The organism is Peribacillus sp. GL_122, from assembly GCF_057835005.1.
The window spans coordinates 5693146-5714313 of sequence record NZ_CM174415.1 but is presented as its reverse complement, the minus strand read 5'-3'; the positions used below and the strand labels follow the sequence as shown (position 1 = coordinate 5714313).

Annotated in this window: 20 protein-coding genes; 15 read left to right on the top strand and 5 right to left on the bottom strand. The window is 42.7% G+C overall.

The window, feature by feature from the left end; all coding sequences use genetic code 11:
- Positions 1-14: 14 nt before the first annotated feature.
- From AC3ISB_RS27890 to rbsB, 3 genes are read left to right on the top strand one after another with little or no spacing between them, the layout of a single operon-like run.
- Entirely contained in the window at positions 15-1496 is a 1482-nt protein-coding gene (locus AC3ISB_RS27890; protein WP_489275224.1) for a sugar ABC transporter ATP-binding protein, read from the top strand.
- Between the two features lies 1 nt (position 1497).
- On the top strand, positions 1498-2442 hold the full coding sequence (locus AC3ISB_RS27885; RefSeq protein WP_076368471.1) for an ABC transporter permease: 945 nt from the start codon (positions 1498-1500) through the stop codon (positions 2440-2442).
- Between the two features lie 15 nt (positions 2443-2457).
- Positions 2458-3378, top strand: coding sequence for a ribose ABC transporter substrate-binding protein RbsB (rbsB, locus tag AC3ISB_RS27880; RefSeq protein ID WP_480340103.1), 921 nt, complete (start codon positions 2458-2460; stop codon positions 3376-3378).
- Positions 3379-3580: 202 nt separating this feature from the next.
- On the opposite strand, the gene gdhA is transcribed toward rbsB, so the two are convergent.
- The gene (gene gdhA / locus AC3ISB_RS27875) at positions 3581-4963 is read right to left on the bottom strand and encodes an NADP-specific glutamate dehydrogenase (RefSeq protein WP_480340104.1); all 1383 of its coding nucleotides are present in this window, start codon (positions 4961-4963) and stop codon (positions 3581-3583) included.
- A gap of 158 nt (positions 4964-5121) precedes the next feature.
- Here gdhA and gltC point away from each other — a divergent pair, with 158 nt between their 5' ends.
- The 3 genes from gltC to AC3ISB_RS27860 all read left to right on the top strand — a co-directional run bounded on the left by gltC (position 5122) and on the right by AC3ISB_RS27860 (position 8725).
- A complete protein-coding gene (gltC, locus tag AC3ISB_RS27870) occupies positions 5122-6024 on the top strand; it encodes a glutamate biosynthesis transcriptional regulator GltC (protein ID WP_098370289.1) in 903 nt (300 codons plus the stop codon).
- A gap of 398 nt (positions 6025-6422) precedes the next feature.
- Complete coding sequence (locus AC3ISB_RS27865; RefSeq protein ID WP_489277043.1) at positions 6423-7415, top strand: PTS sugar transporter subunit IIC; 993 nt, start codon at positions 6423-6425, stop codon at positions 7413-7415.
- 110 nt (positions 7416-7525) lie between these two features.
- Positions 7526-8725 (top strand): class I SAM-dependent rRNA methyltransferase, encoded by a 1200-nt coding sequence (locus tag AC3ISB_RS27860; protein WP_098370288.1) that lies wholly within the window; start codon positions 7526-7528, stop codon positions 8723-8725.
- 84 nt (positions 8726-8809) lie between these two features.
- Here AC3ISB_RS27860 and AC3ISB_RS27855 read toward each other — a convergent pair whose 3' ends face one another.
- Entirely contained in the window at positions 8810-9481 is a 672-nt protein-coding gene (locus tag AC3ISB_RS27855; protein WP_480340106.1) for a lysoplasmalogenase, read from the bottom strand.
- A 135-nt stretch (positions 9482-9616) separates the two neighbouring features.
- Positions 9617-10879 (bottom strand): dicarboxylate/amino acid:cation symporter, encoded by a 1263-nt coding sequence (locus AC3ISB_RS27850; protein WP_144527281.1) that lies wholly within the window; start codon positions 10877-10879, stop codon positions 9617-9619.
- A 166-nt stretch (positions 10880-11045) separates the two neighbouring features.
- On the opposite strand from AC3ISB_RS27850, the gene AC3ISB_RS27845 reads away from it, so the two are divergent.
- The 3 genes from AC3ISB_RS27845 to AC3ISB_RS27835 all read left to right on the top strand — a co-directional run bounded on the left by AC3ISB_RS27845 (position 11046) and on the right by AC3ISB_RS27835 (position 13357).
- The gene (locus AC3ISB_RS27845; protein ID WP_141992379.1) at positions 11046-11852 is read left to right on the top strand and encodes an alpha/beta fold hydrolase; all 807 of its coding nucleotides are present in this window, start codon (positions 11046-11048) and stop codon (positions 11850-11852) included.
- A 283-nt stretch (positions 11853-12135) separates the two neighbouring features.
- Complete coding sequence (locus AC3ISB_RS27840; protein ID WP_063234332.1) at positions 12136-12891, top strand: threonine/serine exporter family protein; 756 nt, start codon at positions 12136-12138, stop codon at positions 12889-12891.
- A 16-nt stretch (positions 12892-12907) separates the two neighbouring features.
- Positions 12908-13357 carry a threonine/serine exporter family protein gene (locus AC3ISB_RS27835; protein WP_174524181.1) on the top strand — a complete coding sequence of 150 codons (450 nt, stop codon included), beginning with the start codon at positions 12908-12910 and terminating at the stop codon, positions 13355-13357.
- A gap of 118 nt (positions 13358-13475) precedes the next feature.
- Here AC3ISB_RS27835 and AC3ISB_RS27830 read toward each other — a convergent pair whose 3' ends face one another.
- Both AC3ISB_RS27830 and AC3ISB_RS27825 read right to left on the bottom strand, forming a co-directional pair.
- A complete protein-coding gene (locus AC3ISB_RS27830; RefSeq protein ID WP_489275221.1) occupies positions 13476-15014 on the bottom strand; it encodes a solute symporter family protein in 1539 nt (512 codons plus the stop codon).
- Positions 15015-15028: 14 nt separating this feature from the next.
- A complete protein-coding gene (locus AC3ISB_RS27825; RefSeq protein ID WP_141992377.1) occupies positions 15029-15367 on the bottom strand; it encodes a DUF485 domain-containing protein in 339 nt (112 codons plus the stop codon).
- Positions 15368-15634: 267 nt separating this feature from the next.
- Here AC3ISB_RS27825 and AC3ISB_RS27820 point away from each other — a divergent pair, with 267 nt between their 5' ends.
- The 6 genes from AC3ISB_RS27820 to AC3ISB_RS27795 all read left to right on the top strand — a co-directional run bounded on the left by AC3ISB_RS27820 (position 15635) and on the right by AC3ISB_RS27795 (position 21085).
- Positions 15635-16603, top strand: coding sequence for an efflux RND transporter periplasmic adaptor subunit (locus AC3ISB_RS27820; protein WP_489275219.1), 969 nt, complete (start codon positions 15635-15637; stop codon positions 16601-16603).
- A gap of 1 nt (position 16604) precedes the next feature.
- The gene (locus AC3ISB_RS27815; protein WP_489275218.1) at positions 16605-17345 is read left to right on the top strand and encodes an ABC transporter ATP-binding protein; all 741 of its coding nucleotides are present in this window, start codon (positions 16605-16607) and stop codon (positions 17343-17345) included.
- Entirely contained in the window at positions 17293-18462 is a 1170-nt protein-coding gene (locus AC3ISB_RS27810; RefSeq protein ID WP_286176933.1) for an ABC transporter permease, read from the top strand. The genes AC3ISB_RS27815 and AC3ISB_RS27810 overlap by 53 nt, the downstream gene beginning before the upstream one ends.
- A gap of 110 nt (positions 18463-18572) precedes the next feature.
- Entirely contained in the window at positions 18573-19244 is a 672-nt protein-coding gene (locus AC3ISB_RS27805) for a response regulator transcription factor (RefSeq protein WP_034316054.1), read from the top strand.
- A 10-nt stretch (positions 19245-19254) separates the two neighbouring features.
- Positions 19255-20493 carry a sensor histidine kinase gene (locus tag AC3ISB_RS27800; RefSeq protein ID WP_489275216.1) on the top strand — a complete coding sequence of 413 codons (1239 nt, stop codon included), beginning with the start codon at positions 19255-19257 and terminating at the stop codon, positions 20491-20493.
- Positions 20494-20623: 130 nt separating this feature from the next.
- Positions 20624-21085, top strand: a complete 462-nt coding sequence (locus tag AC3ISB_RS27795) for a hypothetical protein (RefSeq protein WP_489275215.1) — start codon at positions 20624-20626, stop codon at positions 21083-21085.
- The last annotated feature ends 83 nt before the right edge of the window (positions 21086-21168 follow it).

Genomic DNA, 21168 nt, shown 5'->3' with positions numbered 1-21168 from the left:
ATGAGATGATGAGCATGCAAATCGAAATGCACAATATTTATAAAGCATTTGGTCAAAACAAGGTATTGGAAGGTGTTCATTTTTCTTTAGAGGCTGGGGAAGTACATGCACTAATGGGGGAAAATGGAGCTGGGAAATCAACCTTGATGAACATTTTGACCGGGCTGCATAAACAAGATCAAGGAACGATTGAGATTAACGGTAAAGAAACCTCATTCAAAGATTCAAAGGAAGCAGAAGAGGCGGGAATGGCCTTTATCCGTCAGGAATTGAATATTTGGCCGGAAATGACCGTGCTGGAGAATCTATTTATCGGCAGGGAAATGGTGAATGCCTTCGGTGTCCTGAAGACGAAACAAATGAAAGCGTGTGCAAACGAGATTTTTAAAACACTTAATATTTCTCTTCCTTTTGATAAGGAAGCCGGATTTTGTTCTGTCGGGGAACAGCAAATGATTGAAATTGCCAAGGCGCTCATGACGGATGCCGAAGTCATCATCATGGACGAGCCCACAGCCGCTTTAACTGATAGAGAAATAGAGAAGCTCTTTGAAGTGATGAAGGGACTTACCAAAAAGGGAGTATCGCTTGTTTATATTTCTCACCGAATGGAAGAGATATTTGCCATTTGTGACAGGATCACCGTAATGCGTGACGGAAAAACAGTCGATACGAAAAGAATTGCAGATACAAATTTCGATGAAGTCGTTCAGAAAATGGTCGGGCGGGAGCTGGAGGATCGTTTTCCTCATCGTGAAGCGAATGCTGGCGACATAGTCCTTGATGTAAAAGGTTTAACTAAAAAGGGGCTTTTTGAAGATATCCATTTCTCGGTTCGGCAAGGTGAGATTGTTGGTGTAGCAGGATTAATGGGAGCAGGCAGAACAGAAATAATGCGCGCCCTTTTTGGTGTCGACCAAATAGACAGCGGTGAAATTACCATTGAAGGCAAAAAAGTTTTCATACGGAAACCAACTGATGCAGTTCGGCACGGCCTGGCTTTCATTACGGAAAATCGTAAAGAAGAGGGGTTGATCCTGGACTTTTCTGTAAGGGAAAATATCGGTTTGCCGAATCTCAAGAGTTTTGCTCCTGGCGGAATCGTAAAAACCGAAGATGAGATGAACTTTGCCGAAATGATGATTAAGCGACTTCACGTGAAGACATCTTCTGCAGAAACGGTCATCGGCAATCTATCCGGAGGAAATCAACAGAAGGTGGTAATAGCCAAGTGGATCGGCACTTCCCCTAAAGTTTTAATTATGGATGAACCGACCCGGGGCATAGATGTTGGTGCAAAACGTGAAATTTACGAATTGATGAATGAATTGACGGAGCGGGGCATCGCCATCATCATGGTTTCGTCAGAACTTCCCGAAATAATTGGAATGAGTGATAGAATCCTTGTGGTTCACGAAGGTGAGATTGCTGGGGAATTGTTAAAGCAGGAAGCGACGCAAGAAAAAATTATGGCATTGGCGACAGGAGGGAACTAGGATGAAACTTGAGGCTACAGGGAAAAGCGGGATTTGGCAGAAATTTGGTCCATTACTCGCCCTGGTACTTTTATTTATCGTAATAACCGTTTTAAATCCATCATTCATGGAACCGAATAATATTTTGAATTTATTGCGTCAAACCTCCATCAATGCACTTATTGCATTTGGAATGACTTTTATTATATTGACAGGTGGCATCGACTTATCCGTCGGTTCCATTTTAGCTCTATCCAGCGCACTTATGGCTGGTATGATGGTCTCGGGATTAGATCCGATTTTAGCTATATTAGTAGGGATTCTACTAGGTGCAATAATGGGTGTAATCAATGGGATTCTCGTTTCAAAGGGAAAAATGGCCCCTTTCATCGTGACACTGGCGACCATGACGATTTTCCGGGGATTAACGCTTGTGTATACAGATGGAAAGCCGATTACTGGAATCGGCGATTCTGAAATGTTCCAGATGCTTGGGAGAGGTTACTTCCTGGGACTGCCAGTACCGGCCGTGGTGATGGTCATCGCTTTCTTAATCCTATGGTTCCTGCTTCATAAAACATCCTTTGGCCGTAAAACATATGCCATTGGCGGAAATGAAAGGGCTTCCCGTATTTCGGGGATTAAAGTTGACCGAGTCAAGGTGGCCATATATGGTCTGGCCGGTACGATGGCGGCAATAGCTGGTGCCATTTTAACATCCCGTCTTAATTCGGCACAGCCGACTGCAGGCCAATCCTATGAAATGGATGCGATCGCAGCCGTGGTGCTAGGCGGAACGAGCCTTTCAGGCGGTAAAGGGCGGTTGTTCGGTACGCTGGTGGGTGTCCTGATCATCGGTACCTTGAATAACGGCATGAATTTACTTGGTGTATCCTCTTTCTACCAGCAAGTGGTAAAGGGTGCAGTTATATTAATCGCGGTCTTACTTGACCGTAAAAAATCATAAGAAGAGGTGTAATCAATGAAAAAAATAGTATCGATCATCATGGTTCTTTCTTTAATGGTCTTGGCTGCCTGTTCAATGGACTCTGGTCTAACAGATGATAAAAAAGAAAAGAAAGACTCCATGAAAGACGTGAAAGTCGGAGTCAGCATCTCTACTTTAAACAACCCATTCTTCGTTTCCTTAAAAGATGGCATTGAAAAAGAAGCAAAAGAAAAAGGCATGAAAGTCACAGTTGTTGACGCTCAAGATGATACGGCAAAACAAATTAGCGGAATTGAAGATTTAATCCTTCAAAAGGTTGATGTCCTTCTTGTGAATCCAACTGACTCTGCTGCAATATCTTCAGCCGTTCAATCAGCAAATGAAGCGGGTATTCCAGTTATCACGATTGACCGCTCTTCAGACGAAGGTGACATTGAAACATTCATCGCTTCCGACAATGTGGCTGGCGGGGAAATGGCTGCAGAATATCTAGTTAAAGAGCTTGGCGAAAAAGCGAAAGTAGTGGAACTTGAAGGGGTATCCGGAGCATCCGCAACTCGTGAACGCGGAAAAGGTTTCCACAATATTGCGGACAAGCAGTTAGATGTCCTTACAAGCCAAACGGCGGAATTCGACCGGACAAAAGGGCTTAACGTCATGGAAAATATCCTGCAAGGCAATAAAGACATCCAAGCGGTATTCGCCCATAATGATGAAATGGCACTAGGAGCCATTGAAGCAATCAAGGCAGCAGGAAAAGACATCATCGTGGTTGGTTTTGACGGAAATGATGATGCATTGAAATCAGTTGAAAACGGTGAACTAAAAGCTACAATCGCCCAACAACCGGCACTTATCGGTGAAGAAGCGGTTAATGCGGCTGAAAAAATCTTAAAAGGTGACAAAGTGGATGACACAATATCCGTTCCATTGAAATTGGTCACAAAAGAATGATTGTCTTTCAACAAAAAGAGTGCCGGAACTTTTCCGGCACTCTTTTTGTCGTAACAAATAAATGTTTTTAATCCAATTGATGTTATCTGATTGTGGATACCCAGCTTGAATTGGTATGAATGAGTGGTATAAGAAAGTGATAACGCTCTTCTGCAAAAGTAAGGCGGCCCTTGTCGGAACCGCCTCCTAAATCAACTGATTGCTAGAGTATACCTTGAGTCAGCATCGCATCCGCCACTTTAAGGAATCCGGCAATATTGGCCCCGACAACTAAGTTGCCAGGCGCACCATATGCCTCTGCAGCCTCTACACTGTTTTTATAGATGTTTTTCATGATCTCATGCAGCTTGGCATCGACATCTTCAAAAGTCCAAGGCATTCTGGCACTGTTTTGGGCCATTTCAAGTGCAGACACGGCTACGCCGCCTGCATTGGCCGCTTTTGCTGGTCCAAAAAGGATGCCGTTATTAAGGAATACATCAATGGCCTCGAGGGTTGAAGGCATATTAGCGCCCTCACCGACTGCCTTCACATTGTTTTTGATCAGTAATTTTGCTGCTTCTTCATCGATTTCATTTTGTGTGGCACAAGGCAGTGCGATGTCACATGGTACAGACCAAATGCCATAGCTTCCTTCATGGTATACAGCTTCCGGGTGCGCATCGACATACTCGCTCAAACGTTTTCGTTCCACTTCTTTTAGACGTCGAACTGTGTCAAGGTTCAGACCATTTTCATCATATATATAGCCATTGGAGTCGCTGCATGCAACAACTTTTGCGCCTAGCTGTGTAGCTTTTTCAATGGCATAAATGGATACATTACCAGATCCGGAGATAACGACAGTGCTGCCATGGAATTGTAACCCTTTGTCTTTTAGCATTTCTTCGACAAAGTAAACAGTTCCATATCCAGTCGCTTCTGTACGGGCCAAGCTTCCGCCGTAACTTATGCCTTTACCGGTTAAAACACCAGCATGGTAACTGCCTTGCATCTTTTTATACTGACCGAACAGATAACCGATCTCCCTTGCACCGACTCCGATATCACCAGCCGGTACATCTGTATCAGGTCCGATATAGCGAGCTAGTTCTGCCATGAAACTTTGGCAAAAACGCATGATTTCCGCGTCCGATTTTCCTTTTGGATCGAAGTCCGATCCGCCTTTTCCCCCACCGATCGGCTGGCCAGTAAGAGAGTTTTTAAAGATTTGCTCGAAACCAAGAAACTTAATGATACTGGAGTTGACAGTAGGATGGAATCGAAGGCCGCCTTTGAATGGCCCGATTGCACTGTTGAATTGTACACGAAAACCACGGTTGACTTGGACATTTCCCAGGTCATCAACCCATGAAACGCGGAAGGTGATCATTCTTTCAGGCTCAACCAACCTCTCCAATATCCCGCTTTTCATATATTCAGGATGTTTTGCAAAAACGGGGACCAATGAAAGGAATATCTCCTTTACGGCTTGATGGAACTCACTTTCGTGGGGATTACGCTCCTTTACCTGTGCGTATACTTGACTTACGAACTCTCTGGCAACTTGTAATTCCTCATGCTCGACTTCTTGTGAAGTGGTCATTGTTCTCTCTCTCCCTTAAGGTAATTTAGTCTTAAAATACAATTGAATAAGATATCAGTCTTTATATGATACTTTCATGATATAATTTAAAAATAAAACAAACAATCTGAATATTAGATAAGTAACATGCTGTTTTGATATGGAAGAGGGAGCTTAGAGTGGAATTAAGGCAAATCGAATATTTCATTGAAGTGGCAAAGCGTGAACATATGACGGAAGCGGCAGTGAACTTGCATGTTGCCCAGTCAGCTGTCAGTCGTCAAATCTACAATTTAGAAGAAGAATTAGGTGTGCCCCTATTTATCCGGGAAGGCCGAAAAATTAGATTGACGCCTATAGGACATACATTTTTAGCGAATATGGAACAAGCTATGAATATAATCGATCGTGCCAAGCGTGAGATGGCTGAAAGTCTGAATCCAGAAAAAGGGACAATTCGCATTGGCTTTCCCAGCAGTTTGGCTTCTTATGTATTGCCAAGGGTCATTTCCGACTTCAGGGAAAGTTATCCGCAGGCAAAGTTCACTTTGAAACAAGGTTCATATCGATACCTGATAGATTCGGTAATAAAAGGTAATATTAACATGGCCTTGATCGGTCCTCTGCCGATGAATGAAAAGAAAATCAAAGGTGAAACGCTATTTATTGAGAACTTAGTTGCCCTTTTACCAGAAAGTCATCCTTTGGCCTTGAAGAAATCACTATGCTTGGATGAGCTTAAAGGAAATCCGTTCATCCTATCTCCAAAGGGCTATGTTTTAAGGGATATCGTTATGAAGGCTTGCAAACTGCATGGCTTTGAACCGGAAGTGGCATTTGAAGGAAAAGATACTGATGCTATAAAAGGCCTGGTGGGGGCAGGGTTGGGTATAACCTTGATACCTGAGATTTCCTTGATTGATAGCTTGCCACGTTTTACGGTTAAATTGCCGCTGGAGGAACCGTCTGTTACCAGGACTGTAGGGGTCATCGTTCCAACTGATAGGGAACTGATGCCAACGGAGAAGTTGTTTTACCAATTTTTGAAGGACACTTTTGCAACATTGGAAGGTTTTCAATAGGAATAAGTTGCGTCTCTATTAGAAAAGTCATAAATCCAGCTAGTGAGAGAATCCTTGAATCGGGTTCTTTTTTTTGTCGCAAATGTATCGAAATATCTTCATTTTAGCACATCCTTAAAAGGGGTAATCTATTCTGAAATAATACAATATTAGTTTTTTCTTGTATAAGAATGTGTTAAACCTTTATTTTTGAAAACGCTTTTATTTTATTAGAATAAAAATACTTCTTACATTATCAGAAAATTCATGTTATTATACGAGCAGACATTATAGGTAGCGGTAATAGGCTTTTTTAAATGAAGACCTTAATTTTTTTTTCGTTTTTACTAAATTGAATATTCTGATAATTGATAAGGAGTGGAGATAAAGTGAGCAGGAAAGAATACATCAGCGATCGAATGTACAAGGCATCAACAGGGATAGCCAACGCTGTTTTGGTTACATTAGGGATTGGGTTATTGTTTGAATCCATAGGGGGATATTTAGGTTGGGAGGTCTTCCTGGCAATAGGCGGGGCCGCAAAGGTCTTGTTGGCACCGGCTTTAGGAGCAGGCATCGCATATCAGCTAGGTGGAAATTCATTAATTATCTTTAGCGCCATGGCTTCAAGTGCTGTTGGGGGTGCTGCCATTCATAGAACTGCTGAGGGTGCCTTCACGATTGTTACGGGTCAGCCGCTAAGTGCTGTCTTGGCAGCAGTAATTGCAACATATATAGGTAAGCGCCTAATCGGCAAAACGAAGTTGGACATCATGGCCATCCCAATGGGAGCAGTTCTTGTCGGTGGAGTTTCGGGATATGGCCTGGCTCTTGTCACCACCCCGCTACTGACGTGGATAAGCAGTCAAACCACCGCTGCGGTCGCAGGTTCTCCTTTAATCGGTTCAATGGTCATAGCCTTGGTATGGAGCATTTTATTGATGACACCGGCGTCTTCCGCTGCACTGGCGATCGCTCTGCAATTAGATCCCGTTTCCAGTGCTGCAGCTCTAATCGGATGTACCGTTCAGTTTGTCGGGTTCACTGTCATGTCTTATAAAGATAATGATATGGGCGGGTTCCTGGCACAGATGGTCGTTACGCCAAAAGTTCAATTTCCTAACTTAATCAAGAAACCATTATATGTAATTCCGCCTTTTGTGGCGGCAATCATCTGTGCGCCTATCGCTACCTTGGCATTCGATTTTCAAGTGCCGTATGAGCTTGGAGGCATGGGGTTAAGTTCAATGATTGCCCCGATTGCCATCATAACTGGTCAGGGGTTGTACACGTTCTTGGTTTATGTGGCAGTGGGTATGGTATTGCCAGCTTTGATCACACTTGCATTGCATCGGGTATTGAAGATGATGGGTAAAGTTAAGCCAGGTGATCTTCATTTGGAAGTTTCATAATCAAAGTTTTCTTAGAAACCAGCCTGGTTAAGGAACCGGGCTGGTTTTTATTTATAAAGGGATTAGGGTAAAATGGGGAGGAAAGCATTTGCATAGATAGGATGATATATATGGAAAAAGAAATAGATATAAAAGTGAAAGCTAAGTTCGTGAGTAAAATCGGCAAGGGTTTTCCCTTGATTGTTAAAGAGTCGATAGCCAACCTTAATGATCTTAAGGAAGAGGGGTCCTTGGTGCGTTTGGTGGATGAAAACAACCGCTTTCTGGCAAAAGGATACTATGGTAAACAGAATAAGGGCTATGGCTGGGTGTTGACCCAAAGAGAAGATGAACAGATCGATCAAGCCTTCTTTAACGGCAAAATCCAGGCAGCATCCGAATTCCGAAAGTCATTTTTTGAAGATGAGGAGACTACAGCTTTCCGCTTGTTTAATGGGGAAGGTGATGGAATTGGCGGTTTAATCATTGATCATTACGATGGTCACTATGTCATTAGCTGGTATAGCAAAGGAATTTATTCCTTTAAAGACTACATCATTAAGGCATTGCAGGAAACGGTCGAGGTTAAATCGATTTATCAGAAGAAACGCTTTGATACAAAGGGTCAGTACGTGGATGAAGACGATTTTGTCATGGGTGAACAGCCTGCATTTCCGCTTCTTGTAAAGGAGAATGGAGTACATTTCGCTGTTTATCTGAATGATGGGGCAATGGTCGGTGTCTTCCTTGATCAACGCGATGTCAGAAGGAAAATCCGGGATGAATACGCAAAAGGGAAAACTGTGTTGAATATGTTCTCCTATACTGGGGCATTCTCCGTGTTTGCCGCTTTAGGCGGTGCTGTTAAAACAACTAGTGTCGACCTGGCGAATCGCAGTTTACCAAAGACGATCGAGCAGTTCAGTGTGAATGGAATAGATCCCGAAGCTCACAATATCGTGGTAATGGATGTTTTTAATTATTTTAAATATGCAGTGAAGAAGGCCTTGAAATTTGAAATGGTCATCCTCGATCCGCCCAGCTTTGCCAAATCGAAGAAGTTCACCTTCAGTGCCGGGAAAGACTATACGAATCTATTGAAGGATACCATTTCCATTACGGAAGATAATGGGGTCATTATCGCCTCAACTAATTGCAGTACGTTTGACATGAAAAAATTCAGGAGCTTCATTGATGTTGCTTTCAAGGAAATGAATGGAAAATACGAGATCATGGAACAATTCTCATTACCGGCTGATTTTAAAACAAGCAGGGAATATAAGGAAGGCAATTATTTAAAAGTAGTCTTCATTAAGAAAATTAAAGGTTGAAAAAGGGCGTCCACAGTTCCATTAGAGCTGAGGATGCCTTTTTTTGAAAAATTGTTTCATGTGAAACGAACGGATATTCGGAATTCAAAGGTTTGGCCGTTCACTTTTCAAACCTTTCGATAAATGGAAAGATGGTTTCCTGCGAATGCTGTTAGCGATGCAAAACTGGGCTGCATAGTAGGTAAGCATGGTCAGTGGACCAGAATAGGCAACATCATCGATGAATTTGTTCCAAGATAAAATGGAGTCGGAAATCACAAACAGGACCCCGCCGATGATTGCAGCCGCATTTCCGGTCATGAATGCCGCCCAGCCCATGAGGGAGATGACCGTTACATAACAGATTACAGGGATGATAAGGTCATGTTCACCTTTTTCAATTAAAGAACGTACAATTTCACGGCCAATCCAAGTGGAGTAAATGCTAATCGGAAGAATCGTCGCAAATCGAAGCCATGAAAAGGTCCACAGTCTAAAGAATGCCGAAATATAGAAAAGGTGGCCGATCAAGAAGGCACAAAGCCCGATGACGAACCAGATTAACAAACCATCTCCAAGCATGCAAAAGAATAAACCAAGAAGTATGAAGGATTGGTAACGATCCCTTTTTCCCACATTTGTGCAGGCGTAGAGCAAAATCAATAACATGGGGATGACCTTGAACATGATTTTAATGATTAAAGGCTCTTCCGGTATAAAAAAAATATATAATAGTCCCGTGGTAAGGATTGCGGCAGGTAAGCATTTCATTAACATTCAAATCCCTCCTTCAATCTTTAATTCTATGTAAGGGAAAAGAACCCCTTGTCAATTAAAGTACTGTTTGAAAGAAAATCGTCAAAATGAAAAAAACTGACTCCCGATTAACCAGGAGTCAGTTCAGTTATAGAATCATACAGCTTCTTTAACGAATGCTTGTTTTAACCAGTTTTTCCCCTCAACAAGCCTTGTGACAAGCATGGCACAAACCGTGTTTCCTGTTGAGTTAAGCAGTGTAGCAGGAGCATCGATGATCGTGGATATAACGGCAATGATCGGCAGGACTTCAACAGGGAAGCCGAATACACTGAGAATCAGCATTTCCCCAATCATGCCGCCCCCAGGAATGGCACCCATAACGGCTCCAACCAAAAAGGCAACAGCAAGTATACTTAAAATGCTTGATATGCTTGTCATATCCTTTCCAAATAAGCTGAATAGGAAAACGATTTTCAATACCCCGCCGAATACCGAACCATCTTTATGAGTGTTGGCTCCGAGTGGGATGACAGTCTCCGCTATATCCTTAGGCACGCCCATTTTCTTGACAGATTCCAGATTGACTGGAATGGATGCGGCACTAGAACAAGTTGCAATGGCTGTAATGGATGGTGTCAGGGCATTTTTCCAAAATAGTTTAACTCCATCTTTCCCGCCTGCGATAAAGGCATACAAAGTGAAGAAGCCGAAATAATAAATCAAGGCCAAGAATAGATAAAGAATGAAAGTGCGGGCATAGCCTTCTAAAATCTGCGGCCCAAGCTGCCCGATTATCGCCGCAAAATAAGCACCAAGCCCAATTGGAGCATAGTACATGACGATTTTGACGACCTTCATCATGACAGCTGTACCTGCTGTCAAAAACTCGGTAATCGGTCTTGCTTTCTCACCGACCAGTGCAGTGGAAAGTCCGATTAATACTGAGAAAACGATAAGCTGAAGCATATTGCTTCTGGAGAACAGTTCTGGAAAATCGGACACAGTTACTGTGTTGACCAGTTGACTGAAGAAGGAAACTTCTTCGATCGGCTCTTCAGTGGAACTGTTTTCCATCAGTTCTTTAATGGCTGTCGTATCTGTGCCTTCCAAGGGATTGATGATGGTTGTCCCAATAAATCCAATGACCGCAGCCAAAGCGGCAGTTGTCAGGAAAACGATTACAATACTGCCCATGATTTTGCCAAGACGCTTCATTCCGCTCATATTGGCAATCGCTGAAGCAATGCTGAAAAATACCAATGGCACGATGATCGTGAACATCAGATTTAAGAATAAGTCCCCTAGCGGCTGTATGACCGAGGTTTTTTCCCCGAAAACCACGCCAGCTATCCCACCGATAATAATGGCAGTGAGTAATATTAAAGAGGATCGATAGTTTTTGATAAAGCTCTTCATTAAATTTCCGTCCTTTCAGGATGAAGATATCAATAAAAATATACTTCATTATCAACTCTAAAATCAGGTTTGACAATATTTTTTTATAGGAAGGAATGTTAAAAGGAGAAATGCAATAAATAATAATAGGGAATGGGTTGTTAAAAAATAGTGAAGGAGGGATAGAATGGCATTTATTGAGGTGGGAGAGGGCGTTCAGTTGTTTTATGAAGATAAGGGCCAGGGAAGACCGGTTATTTTTATCCATGGTGTGTGGATGAGCAGCCGGTTCTTTAAAAGGCAGCTTCCGTACTTTTCAGAAAAATATAGAACGATCTTACTTGATTTAAGAAGTCATGGCCAGTCAAATCATGTACATTACGGAAATACGGTCTCCGTTTATGCAAAAGATCTTCATGCATTCATAGGTAAACTGGGATTAAAGGATGTCATACTTGTAGGCTGGTCCATGGGGGCATTTGTCGTCTGGGACTATCTTAAGCAATTCGGTGAAGGAAATATACATTCAACCGTGATTGTGGACGAATTGGCCTCTGATTTTAAGTGGCCCGATTTTAATATCGGTGCATTTGATATGGACACGTTGATTGCCTTCATGACTGAAATTCAAACGAATCGTTCCCCATTTTTACAAAGCTTCCTTACCTCCATGTTCAACAATGAATTGTCTGCAGAGGATGCAAGCTGGATGCTTGGGGAAGTGACCAAGATGCCGGAATCCATTGCCAGTAGCATTCTATTTGACCAATCGATTGTGGACTATCGTGAATTCTTGCCAGAAATCAATATTCCGACACTTCTCTGTTTTGGAAGGCATGAAAAAGTCATTCCAGTAGCTGCAGGGGAACATTTGCATAAAAACATTCCGAATTCCAAACTAGTAGTCTTTGAAGATAGTTGCCATTGTCCATTTATGGAAGAAAGCGATTTGTTTAATGAAACAGTGGATTGCTTTATTCAAAAGGGAGTATAGTCGTACAGGATATGAAAAAGGGGATGCAGGGTTCGTGCCCGCATTCCTTTTCTTTATGGTTATTAATGAATTTTTCTACTAACTAAACGGTTTCGGCAAGAAATAAAGGGAATACTGGTACTAAGGGAGTCAGTAGTGCAGGTTAATGGAATTGATAAATTAAATAGGTAATATTTTTATATCCTTTTCACAGGAATTGGGCTATTATGAGGTGGATTTAAATTGGTATGATCGTTATCTGTTATTGAGAGAAACTCATGCAGGAAGTGATGGTGAGGATAAAATGGATGATCGTTTACCATACAATGAAATTATAGATGTATGTTTACTTGCAGGAAAAATCATGCTTCAGAACGGAGCGGAAACTTCGCGGGTGGAAGATACGATGGTAAGAATCGCTGCAGCGTTTGGATGCGGTGAGTCACATAGTTTTTCGACCCCTACAGGAATTATTTTTTCGCTGGATGGTATGCACCCAGCTTCAAAATTAATTCGAGTTTCCCAACGATCTACAGATTTACATAAGGTGACGCTGGTTAACAGTATATCCCGAAGCATTTCCAGCAAGGAAATGACACCGGAGGAAGCTTATCTAAGGTTAAAACAAATCGAAAAGGCCGGGATGGGGTATCCCATGTGGGTACAGGTCTTTGCTGCGTTTATAGCAAGCGGCTGCTTTTTAATCATGTTCCAAGGACAGTGGAATGATTTCATCTGGTCCTGTATAGCTGGAGGAATGGGATTCACTTGCCTGCTTTATTTGCACTGGTTACTGGAAGTTCGCTTTTTTGCTGAATTCATCGCCTCTTTAGTCGTAGGTTTAGTAGCTATGTTCTTTGTCCAGATTGGAGTTGGAAGTCATTTGGACACGATAATCATTGGAGCGGTGATGCCGCTTGTGCCAGGGCTGTTAATTACTAATGCTGCCAGAGATTTAATTGCAGGACATTTGGTTTCAGGTCTATCCAAGGGTGCGGATGCAGGTCTGACTGCTTTAGCCATTGGGGCAGGAATATCGGCTGCGTTTGTTTTCTTATGATTTTAGGGGAGGAAGAATGATGATTGCACAGCTTATTACAAGTTTCATTGCCTCAGCCGCCTTTGGAGTCATCTTCAATGTACCAAAGAATTCATTGTTTCAATGTGGTTTCGTAGGGATGTTAGGGTGGATATTATACTTTGTTCTGGTTGAAAATGAGATAAACAGCATCATTGCAACATTATCGGCTGCATTTATCGTTGCTGTTATCAGCCAGTATTTTGCTAAAAGGTATAAAACGCCGATCACGATTTTCAATGTATCGGGAATCATCCCCCTCGTGCCTGGAGGTTTGTCGTATGATGCGATGAAGCACTTTGTCGGAAATGATTTTTATGTCGCCGTTCAGTTGGCCGCCAAGGTCTTTATGCTGGCTGGTGCCATTGCGATGGGGCTGATCTTTGCAGAAGTCATGAATCAGTTAGTAACTAAGTACAATAAAAGGAAGTTAAGATTGAGAAGTTAGAGTGATTATTTTAAAACCTTCCTGATAAATATGTTTCTAAATAAAGAGAAAGGAGAGCAGGTCGAACACCCTGATCTCCTTTCTCTTTTTAATATTTTAAAATAATAATAAATCTAGCTTATATAGGATCTTTCATCCCAGTATTAGCAGTAACCAAAATCTCGTCGAATTTTTTGGCATCAGCTTTCTTGCTTGACAGAAGTGTTCCGACGATGGCTGCGATAAAACCAATCGGGATGGAGATGATGCCTGGATTGGCAAGCGGGAATAATGGCTCCCCAACGAATATTGCCGCTCCCTCTACAGGTGACCAGACATTGGGACTTAGGAACACAAGCAATAAAGAACTGACCAGTCCAACTATCATGCCCGTGACAGCCCCAGCTGTGTTAAAACGTTTCCAGAATACCGTGAAGACAATGATGGGCAGATTGGCACTGGCAGCGACGGCAAAGGCAAGTGAAACAAGGAAGGCGACATTCATGTTTTGGGCAAATAAGGCAAGGATGATGGAGAGGACGGATACTCCGATGGATGCCCAACGAGCAGCAACGACTTGTTCCTTGTCAGTGGCTTGGCCCTTCCGGATGATGTGGCCATAGAAGTCATGGGCAAAGGCAGATGCTGCCGATAGAACGAGGCCTGCGACAACCGCTAAAATGGTAGCGAAAGCAACTGCAGAGACAAAGGCGAACAGGAAGTCACCCCCAATGGCTTCGGCAAGCAGCGGAGCAGCCATATTCCCGGCCGCATTCGCGCCAATGATTTTGTCGTATCCAACAAAAGCTGCCGCTCCAAATCCCAGGAAAATGGTCATTATATAAAAGATGCCAATGATCCAAGTGGCATATACAACGGACTTTCGGGCTGTGATGGCATCTTTCACCGTAAAGAAACGGATGAGAATGTGAGGAAGTCCAGCTGTACCGAGTACAAGCGCTAAATTAAGGGATAAAGTGTCCAATGGATCCTTGAATTTGTTACCGGGGTTGAGGAAATCCCCGCCCAAAGGAGTGGCCGTTTTCATCTGCTTGAACATCTCGATCACGCTAAAGTCGAATTTCGCCAACACGATGATGGAGATGATGAATGTACCTGCCATCAATAAAACGGCTTTAACGATTTGAACCCAACTAGTGGCCGTCATGCCGCCGAATACGACGTATACGGTCATTAAAATGCCTACAATGATGACGGAGTAAAGATAATCAATTCCAAGTAAGAGTTTTATAAGGGCACCTGCACCGACTAATTGGGCGATCATATAAAAGGTTGAAATGGAAATGGTGTTAAGGGCAGCGACCCCGCGTACTTTCTTTTCATTGAAACGGGCAGCGATCATGTCCGCCAATGTATACTTGCCAAGGCTACGGAGCGGTTCGGCCACGATATAAAGAACGACCAGATACGCAACCAGAAAACCTATGCTATAGAAAAAACCATCAAATCCAGAGAGTGCGACCATGCCGGCTATCCCCAAAAATGAGGCAGCGGACATATAATCTCCCGCAATGGCCCAGCCATTCTGCCAGCCGGTAAGGCTGCTGTCCGCCGTATAAAAGTCCGCGGTCGTTTTGGTGCGCCGTGAAGCAAAATAGGTAATGACCAATGTTAGTCCGACAATGATTAGGAATAATATAAAAGCAAGTATATTCATTATGAATTCACCTTTTATCCTTTCGCTTCTTTAACGATTTTTTCCACTAATCTGTCAAATGTCGCAGCTTTTTTGGAATAGAGGATGCATAATGTCCAGGTCATGATAAATTGAGCAAAGGCAAAAATCCAGGCCCAGCTGATTGTCCCGAAAGCAATTGAGTTAAGAACTTTAGAATAGGAAGTTAGTATGGGTAAGGTGAAATAAAAGACCATGAAAAAGATGGATAGCGGGACGATGAAATTGCGTTTTTTCCTTAAGAGTTCTTGAAAAGATTGTGATTGGACAATCTTGGTGTAGTCCGTGGAAGCGCTTACCTCGGTTTCCTTAGCGATTGAATCGTTTGATGCCAAGTTGGTTCCCCCTTCATCATCATTGATTTGGATTTCATTACCAATTTCCGATAACAGTATCAGTATATAATTTTCAGAATATATTGTAAATTTAAATGCTGAAATTAAATCTTTTTTCGTTCGACATCGTTTTATTTTTTCGTACAAGCAAGGGAGTGTGCTATATAAACGAAAGATCATGGAAATCAAACACATGACCATTAAGGAAAAGTTAAGCTTCTTTCACGATACTGGTTTCAACGAAGGAAATCTGAAAGGAGAAAAGTGATGAAAAAGATGATAATGATATGTACGGTTTTAGTGCTGGCGATTGGGGGATGCGCTTGGTTTTTCATGAGGGACAATGCTGAGCCTGTCATTGCAAAGTCGGTGACCGCTACAGTTGAAAAGGGAGATCTTGAAGTTCAAATAAGCGGTTCCGGATCGGTCGCCGCTATCAATAGTGAGGACATCACTTCCTCTGTAACGGGTGAAGTGGATGAAGTCCTTGTAGAGAAGAATGAATTGGTTGAGAAAGGTGATGAACTTATTACCTTCACGGATGGAAGTGACCCGATAACGGCCCCATTCGATGGTACGGTTACAACAATGGATGTAGAAGAAGGGGATCGTGTATCAAGCAGTGAAGTGTTGGCACATGTTACGGATTATAAAAAATTGAAAACCACGATCAGTGTTGATGAATTGGATGTTCCAAGTGTTAAAAAAGGACAAACAGTTGAAATTAAAGCCAGTGCTTTTGAAGATGAAACATTTACGGGGGAAGTGACCAGTGTAGCAAAGGAAGGTACATATGAGAATGGAGTTTCTTCGTTCGATGTCACTATCAAAATTGACAAACCCGGCGATATAAAAATTGGGATGTCGACTGAAGTGAGCATTTTGACGAATAGTGTAAAAGATGCTTTATATGTTCCGATTGAAGCAGTCCAAATGGACGGTGAAGAGAAATATGTAAATATACAACAATCCGGTACAACTGAAGGAACTGCTAGTACAAAGACAGCGGTTGAGACTGGGATCAGCAATGATAGGTATATTGAAATAACTTCGGGTCTTGAAGAGGGCCAGTCTGTTTCCTTGCCAATTACCATCAATGAAAGCTCGACTGGAAGTGGCGGCGATGGAATGAGGGGAGGCCAAGGAGGCGAAATACGAATGCAGAGCGGCAGCGGAATGCCAAGCGGCGGGATGCCAAACGGTGGCGGAATGCCAAGCGGCAAGGGAGGTCAGTAAAATGGCGAAACCCATCATAAAAATTAAGAACATGTCTAAATCATATGAATTGGGCGGCGAAACGGTTAAGGCACTTCAAGATGTATGTCTTACAATCGATAAAGGCGATTTCATTTCGATCATCGGTCCTTCTGGGTCAGGGAAATCGACGTTCATGAATATGATTGGCTGCCTTGACAAGCCTGAGATAGGTGAATATCTTCTTGATGGAAAAGAAGTGGAAAAGATGAGGGATAATGAGTTAGCTGCCATTCGTAATATTAAAATAGGATTTATCTTTCAAAATTTTAACCTGTTGGCAAAACTGACAGCGTTGGAGAATGTCGAACTTCCCCTGGTTTATAGAGGGGCAAGCGTGAAGGAAAGAAGAGAAGTGGCCAATGCATGCCTTGATATGGTAGGCCTGAGTGACCGGAAGAATCATCTGCCGACCCAACTGTCGGGCGGACAGCAGCAAAGAGTTGCGATTGCAAGGGCACTTGCCGGTAACCCTCCCGTTTTATTGGCGGATGAGCCGACGGGGGCCCTGGATAGTAAAACGAGTAAAGAAGTGCTGCAGATGCTGAAAGAATTGAACGAAAAGGGACAAACAATCATTCTTATAACCCATGACTTGGAAGTGGCAAAAGAAGCGACTCGTGTCGTCCGGATACAGGATGGTCAGCTATTTGAAAACGGAGGTGATTGGATTGAATCTGAGCGAATCAATGAAGATGGCTATACGCAGTATCAAAACCAATAAAGTCAGAGCATTTTTAACCATGCTTGGGATCATAATTGGAGTTGCCTCCGTAATCGTTCTGGTTTCGATCGGGCAGGGTTCCTCACAGTCCGTTCAGGATGAGATCAATAGCCTGGGAACGAATCTGATAACGGTAAGTGTCACGGATACTGACTCCGTGGAGCTGACGGATGATACAATTGAACAGTTTAAAGAGCTGAACGGGATATCGGAAGTGGCGCCTGTGGTCACCGGACGCGTTTATGCAAAAAATGGAGAAGCTACGGCACAGGTTTCAATGACCGGTGCAACTTCATCCTACTTATCGGTTAGGGATCTGGAGCTCAGCCAAGGTCGGTTTTTGACGGATATGGAAACGGAATTACGCTCCAAGGTCGTTGTCCTGGGGTCGGATACAGCCAACACGCTTTTTGAAAATCAAAAAGCTGTGGATCAGAACGTGCTTATCGGCGGTGTTTCCTATCGCGTGATCGGTGTGCTGAAATCGGTAGGCACCTCAATGGGATCGAGCGGGGATGATGTAATCATTGCCCCGATCACCACTGCCGAAAGGGCTACAGGCAGCACGACAATCGGAACCGTATATTTAAAAGCGGAGAACGAGAATATCATAGATAGGGTGATGTACCAGGTCCAGGGTGCGATGACCACATCATTCCCAGAACAAAGTGATAACTATTCGGTGTCCAATCAAGAAGATCTGATGGATACAATGAGCTCTGTGTCGGATACGTTCACACTCATGCTTGGCGGTATTGCCAGTATTTCGTTACTGGTGGGCGGAATTGGAATCATGAATATCATGTTGGTTTCCGTCTCAGAGAGAACGAAGGAAATTGGGATTAGAAAAGCAATTGGGGCAAATCGGAAATCGATTCTTCTTCAGTTTTTAATTGAAGCGATGGTCCTGAGCTGCTTAGGGGGACTATTGGGAGTTGGAATTGGATTGGGAATCGCAAAATTGATTTCAGTTTTTTCAAGTTTAACGATCAGTTATTCATGGTCGGTAACACTGTTTGCCTTCTTATTCTCCATATTAATCGGGATAATGTTTGGCGTATTTCCTGCCAATAAGGCATCCAAGTTAAATCCAATCCAGGCACTGCGTCACGAATGAACATACAATTTGAGAGAAAGCAGGCGATTAAAAGCCCGCTTTCTTTTGCATATGAAAAAGGATAAAATCAACATATATATCACAATTGAGGCGGTTGGGAGGTACCCTGCATGAAGGTTTTGGTGGTAGAAGATAATGTTTCATTATTAGAATCGATCCGACAAATTTTGACAGATGAATATGAAGTGGATACAGCGGATAATGGGGAAGATGGGTTATTCATGGCTCAGCAAAGTATATACGATATCATCATTTTGGATGTAATGCTTCCGGGAATCGATGGATTTGAAATCGTACGGAAAATCAGGGAAGCAAAAATAGATACAAGTGTCTTGTTTTTGACGGCAAAAGATGCACTTGAGGATCGTGTCAGGGGATTGGAAATGGGTGGCGATGATTATTTAGTCAAGCCGTTTCAGGCACCGGAACTTAAGGCCAGGATTCGTGCCCTGCTTCGAAGGAGTGGCATTATATCGCTTGAGCAGCATGTGAAATACCGCAATATTGAACTGTTGGAAAAAGAAAAGGATATTTTGGTTGATGGAAAGGTCATTAAAATGACCTTGAAACAGTTTGAATTACTGGAATACCTAATTCAAAATAATGGAAAGATACTGACCCGTGAGCAGATTTTCGACCGCATTTGGGGGTTTGATTCAGATACGACGATTGCCATTGTTGAAGTGTTCATCCATCACCTTAGAAAAAAACTGGAACCTTTCAATTACCATAAAGATATTCAAACCGTTCGGGGTATTGGTTATATGCTAAAACAACCATAAGGGGATCATTATGTTCCAAAAAACACGACTTCAACTAACATTATTGAATTCTATCGTCTTTATTGTCTTAATAGCCATTTTAAGCAGAACGATTTATTTCTATACGGAAAATCAAATCTATAAGGATGTCAATGATTCACTTAAACAGGATTACAGGGATTTCAATAATGGAGGCATGCGAGGCGGACGTCCGCAAGGTGAGTTTCTTTTAGGACCTGGGCCAAGCGTCATCGTTTGGGGACCGGATGAGACGATCATTGAGCCAAGACTGAGTGTAGACAATTTTATTAAGGTTAATGAATCGGAATTTCACCCTAAAAGATTTGATGAGATTGAAGAAATATCGGTAAATGGGCAGACGCATCGTGCACTTTCCACCAAGGTCGATACAGAGTATGGAGAGATGACGGTACAATTCATCAGGAATGTGGATACAGAAAAAGAAATGCTCGATCGCTTGCTGCTCATATTGTTTGTTGGTGGGGGAATTGGAAGTCTAGTGGCGGTAGGCGCTGGCTATCTTCTGGCAGGACGGGCCCTGATTCCGGTCAAGAAATCCTGGGATCAGCAGCAGCAGTTTGTCTCGGATGCTTCGCATGAAATTCGAACGCCGCTTGCTGTCATTCAATCGCGGGCTGATTTGCTATTTCAATCACCGAACGCGACAATCGAGGAAAAAGCCGTTGATATATCCATCATTTCGAAAGAAGTCCGGCGATTGAATAAGCTTGTTAACGGACTTTTAACCTTGACCAGAACGGATTCGAATCAAATGGAAGTTAAGAAATCGAACTTTTTCCTTGATGACTTACTTTTGGATATCGTGGAACAGTATACGGATATAGCTTCTTTTCAAGAGAAATCAATTATTAGCCATGCTCCCGAACAGGTGGTGTTTCATGGCGATAAAGAGAGAATTCATCAGCTATTGGTGATCTTGGTGGATAATGCCATGAAATTTACCGAGGAAGGCGGGGAGATTTCCCTATCCTGCATCAAAAATGCTTCATCCATCATTCTTACTGTAGAGGATAATGGAAAAGGCATTCCGCAGGAAGATCTCCCCTTGATTTTTAACCGTTTTTATCAAGTCGAGCAATCCCGTTCAGCAAATGAAGGCTCCGGTTTAGGTTTATCCATAGCCCAATGGATTGTAAACACACATCAAGGGAACATCAAGGTTACAAGTGAACAGAATGAACGCACCCGTTTTGAAATCACTTTTCCGAGAAATCAAAGGAAAAATTAATCCGCCTTCAGATGCCATCCAATACGAAAAAGACCCTTACTTTTTTCCTTGTTGCTTAAGGAAAAATTAAGGGTCTTTTTAGATAATCATCTAATATAAATACATTAATTTTCGGAGGAGAAAACCATTGATGAAAAGACTTGGTAAGATACACTTTTTGGTTGGAATATTGGCCTCGGTCCTTTTAATGGTTCACGCAGTCATTGGGATCATGATGTATGTGGATGGCAGCGGCAATGAACCCGTGAATCGGCAGGCGATGATGGGTCAGCCTGCCGACCATAACACTACAGAATCGGATGATAATGAAAAACCGGCTAATAGCAGTGCGGCGACCGATGATTCAATTGCGGAAACGGCATCTATTGATACACAGGGCAATATGGGGACAACTCCCCAAGGCGGGCCTAATGGTTCTGGAACGCAAGGAGAGATGCCAAGCGGTGGCGGTTTCCAAGGCAGAGACTCTTTTGCAGGGAAATTTATCGACTTTTATCAAGGACCAGTCGGCTTGGCTGCATCCACCATCCTCTTTGTCATTGGAGGCTTTGGATTAGTCACATCGGTGATATCCAGAAAAAAAGCAGCCTAAAAAGTCAATAATATTTGAAGAAAGAGAAGGTTCCTTTCGAAGGGGAGCCTTCTTTTTTAATTCATGAACATTATTGTCACTAA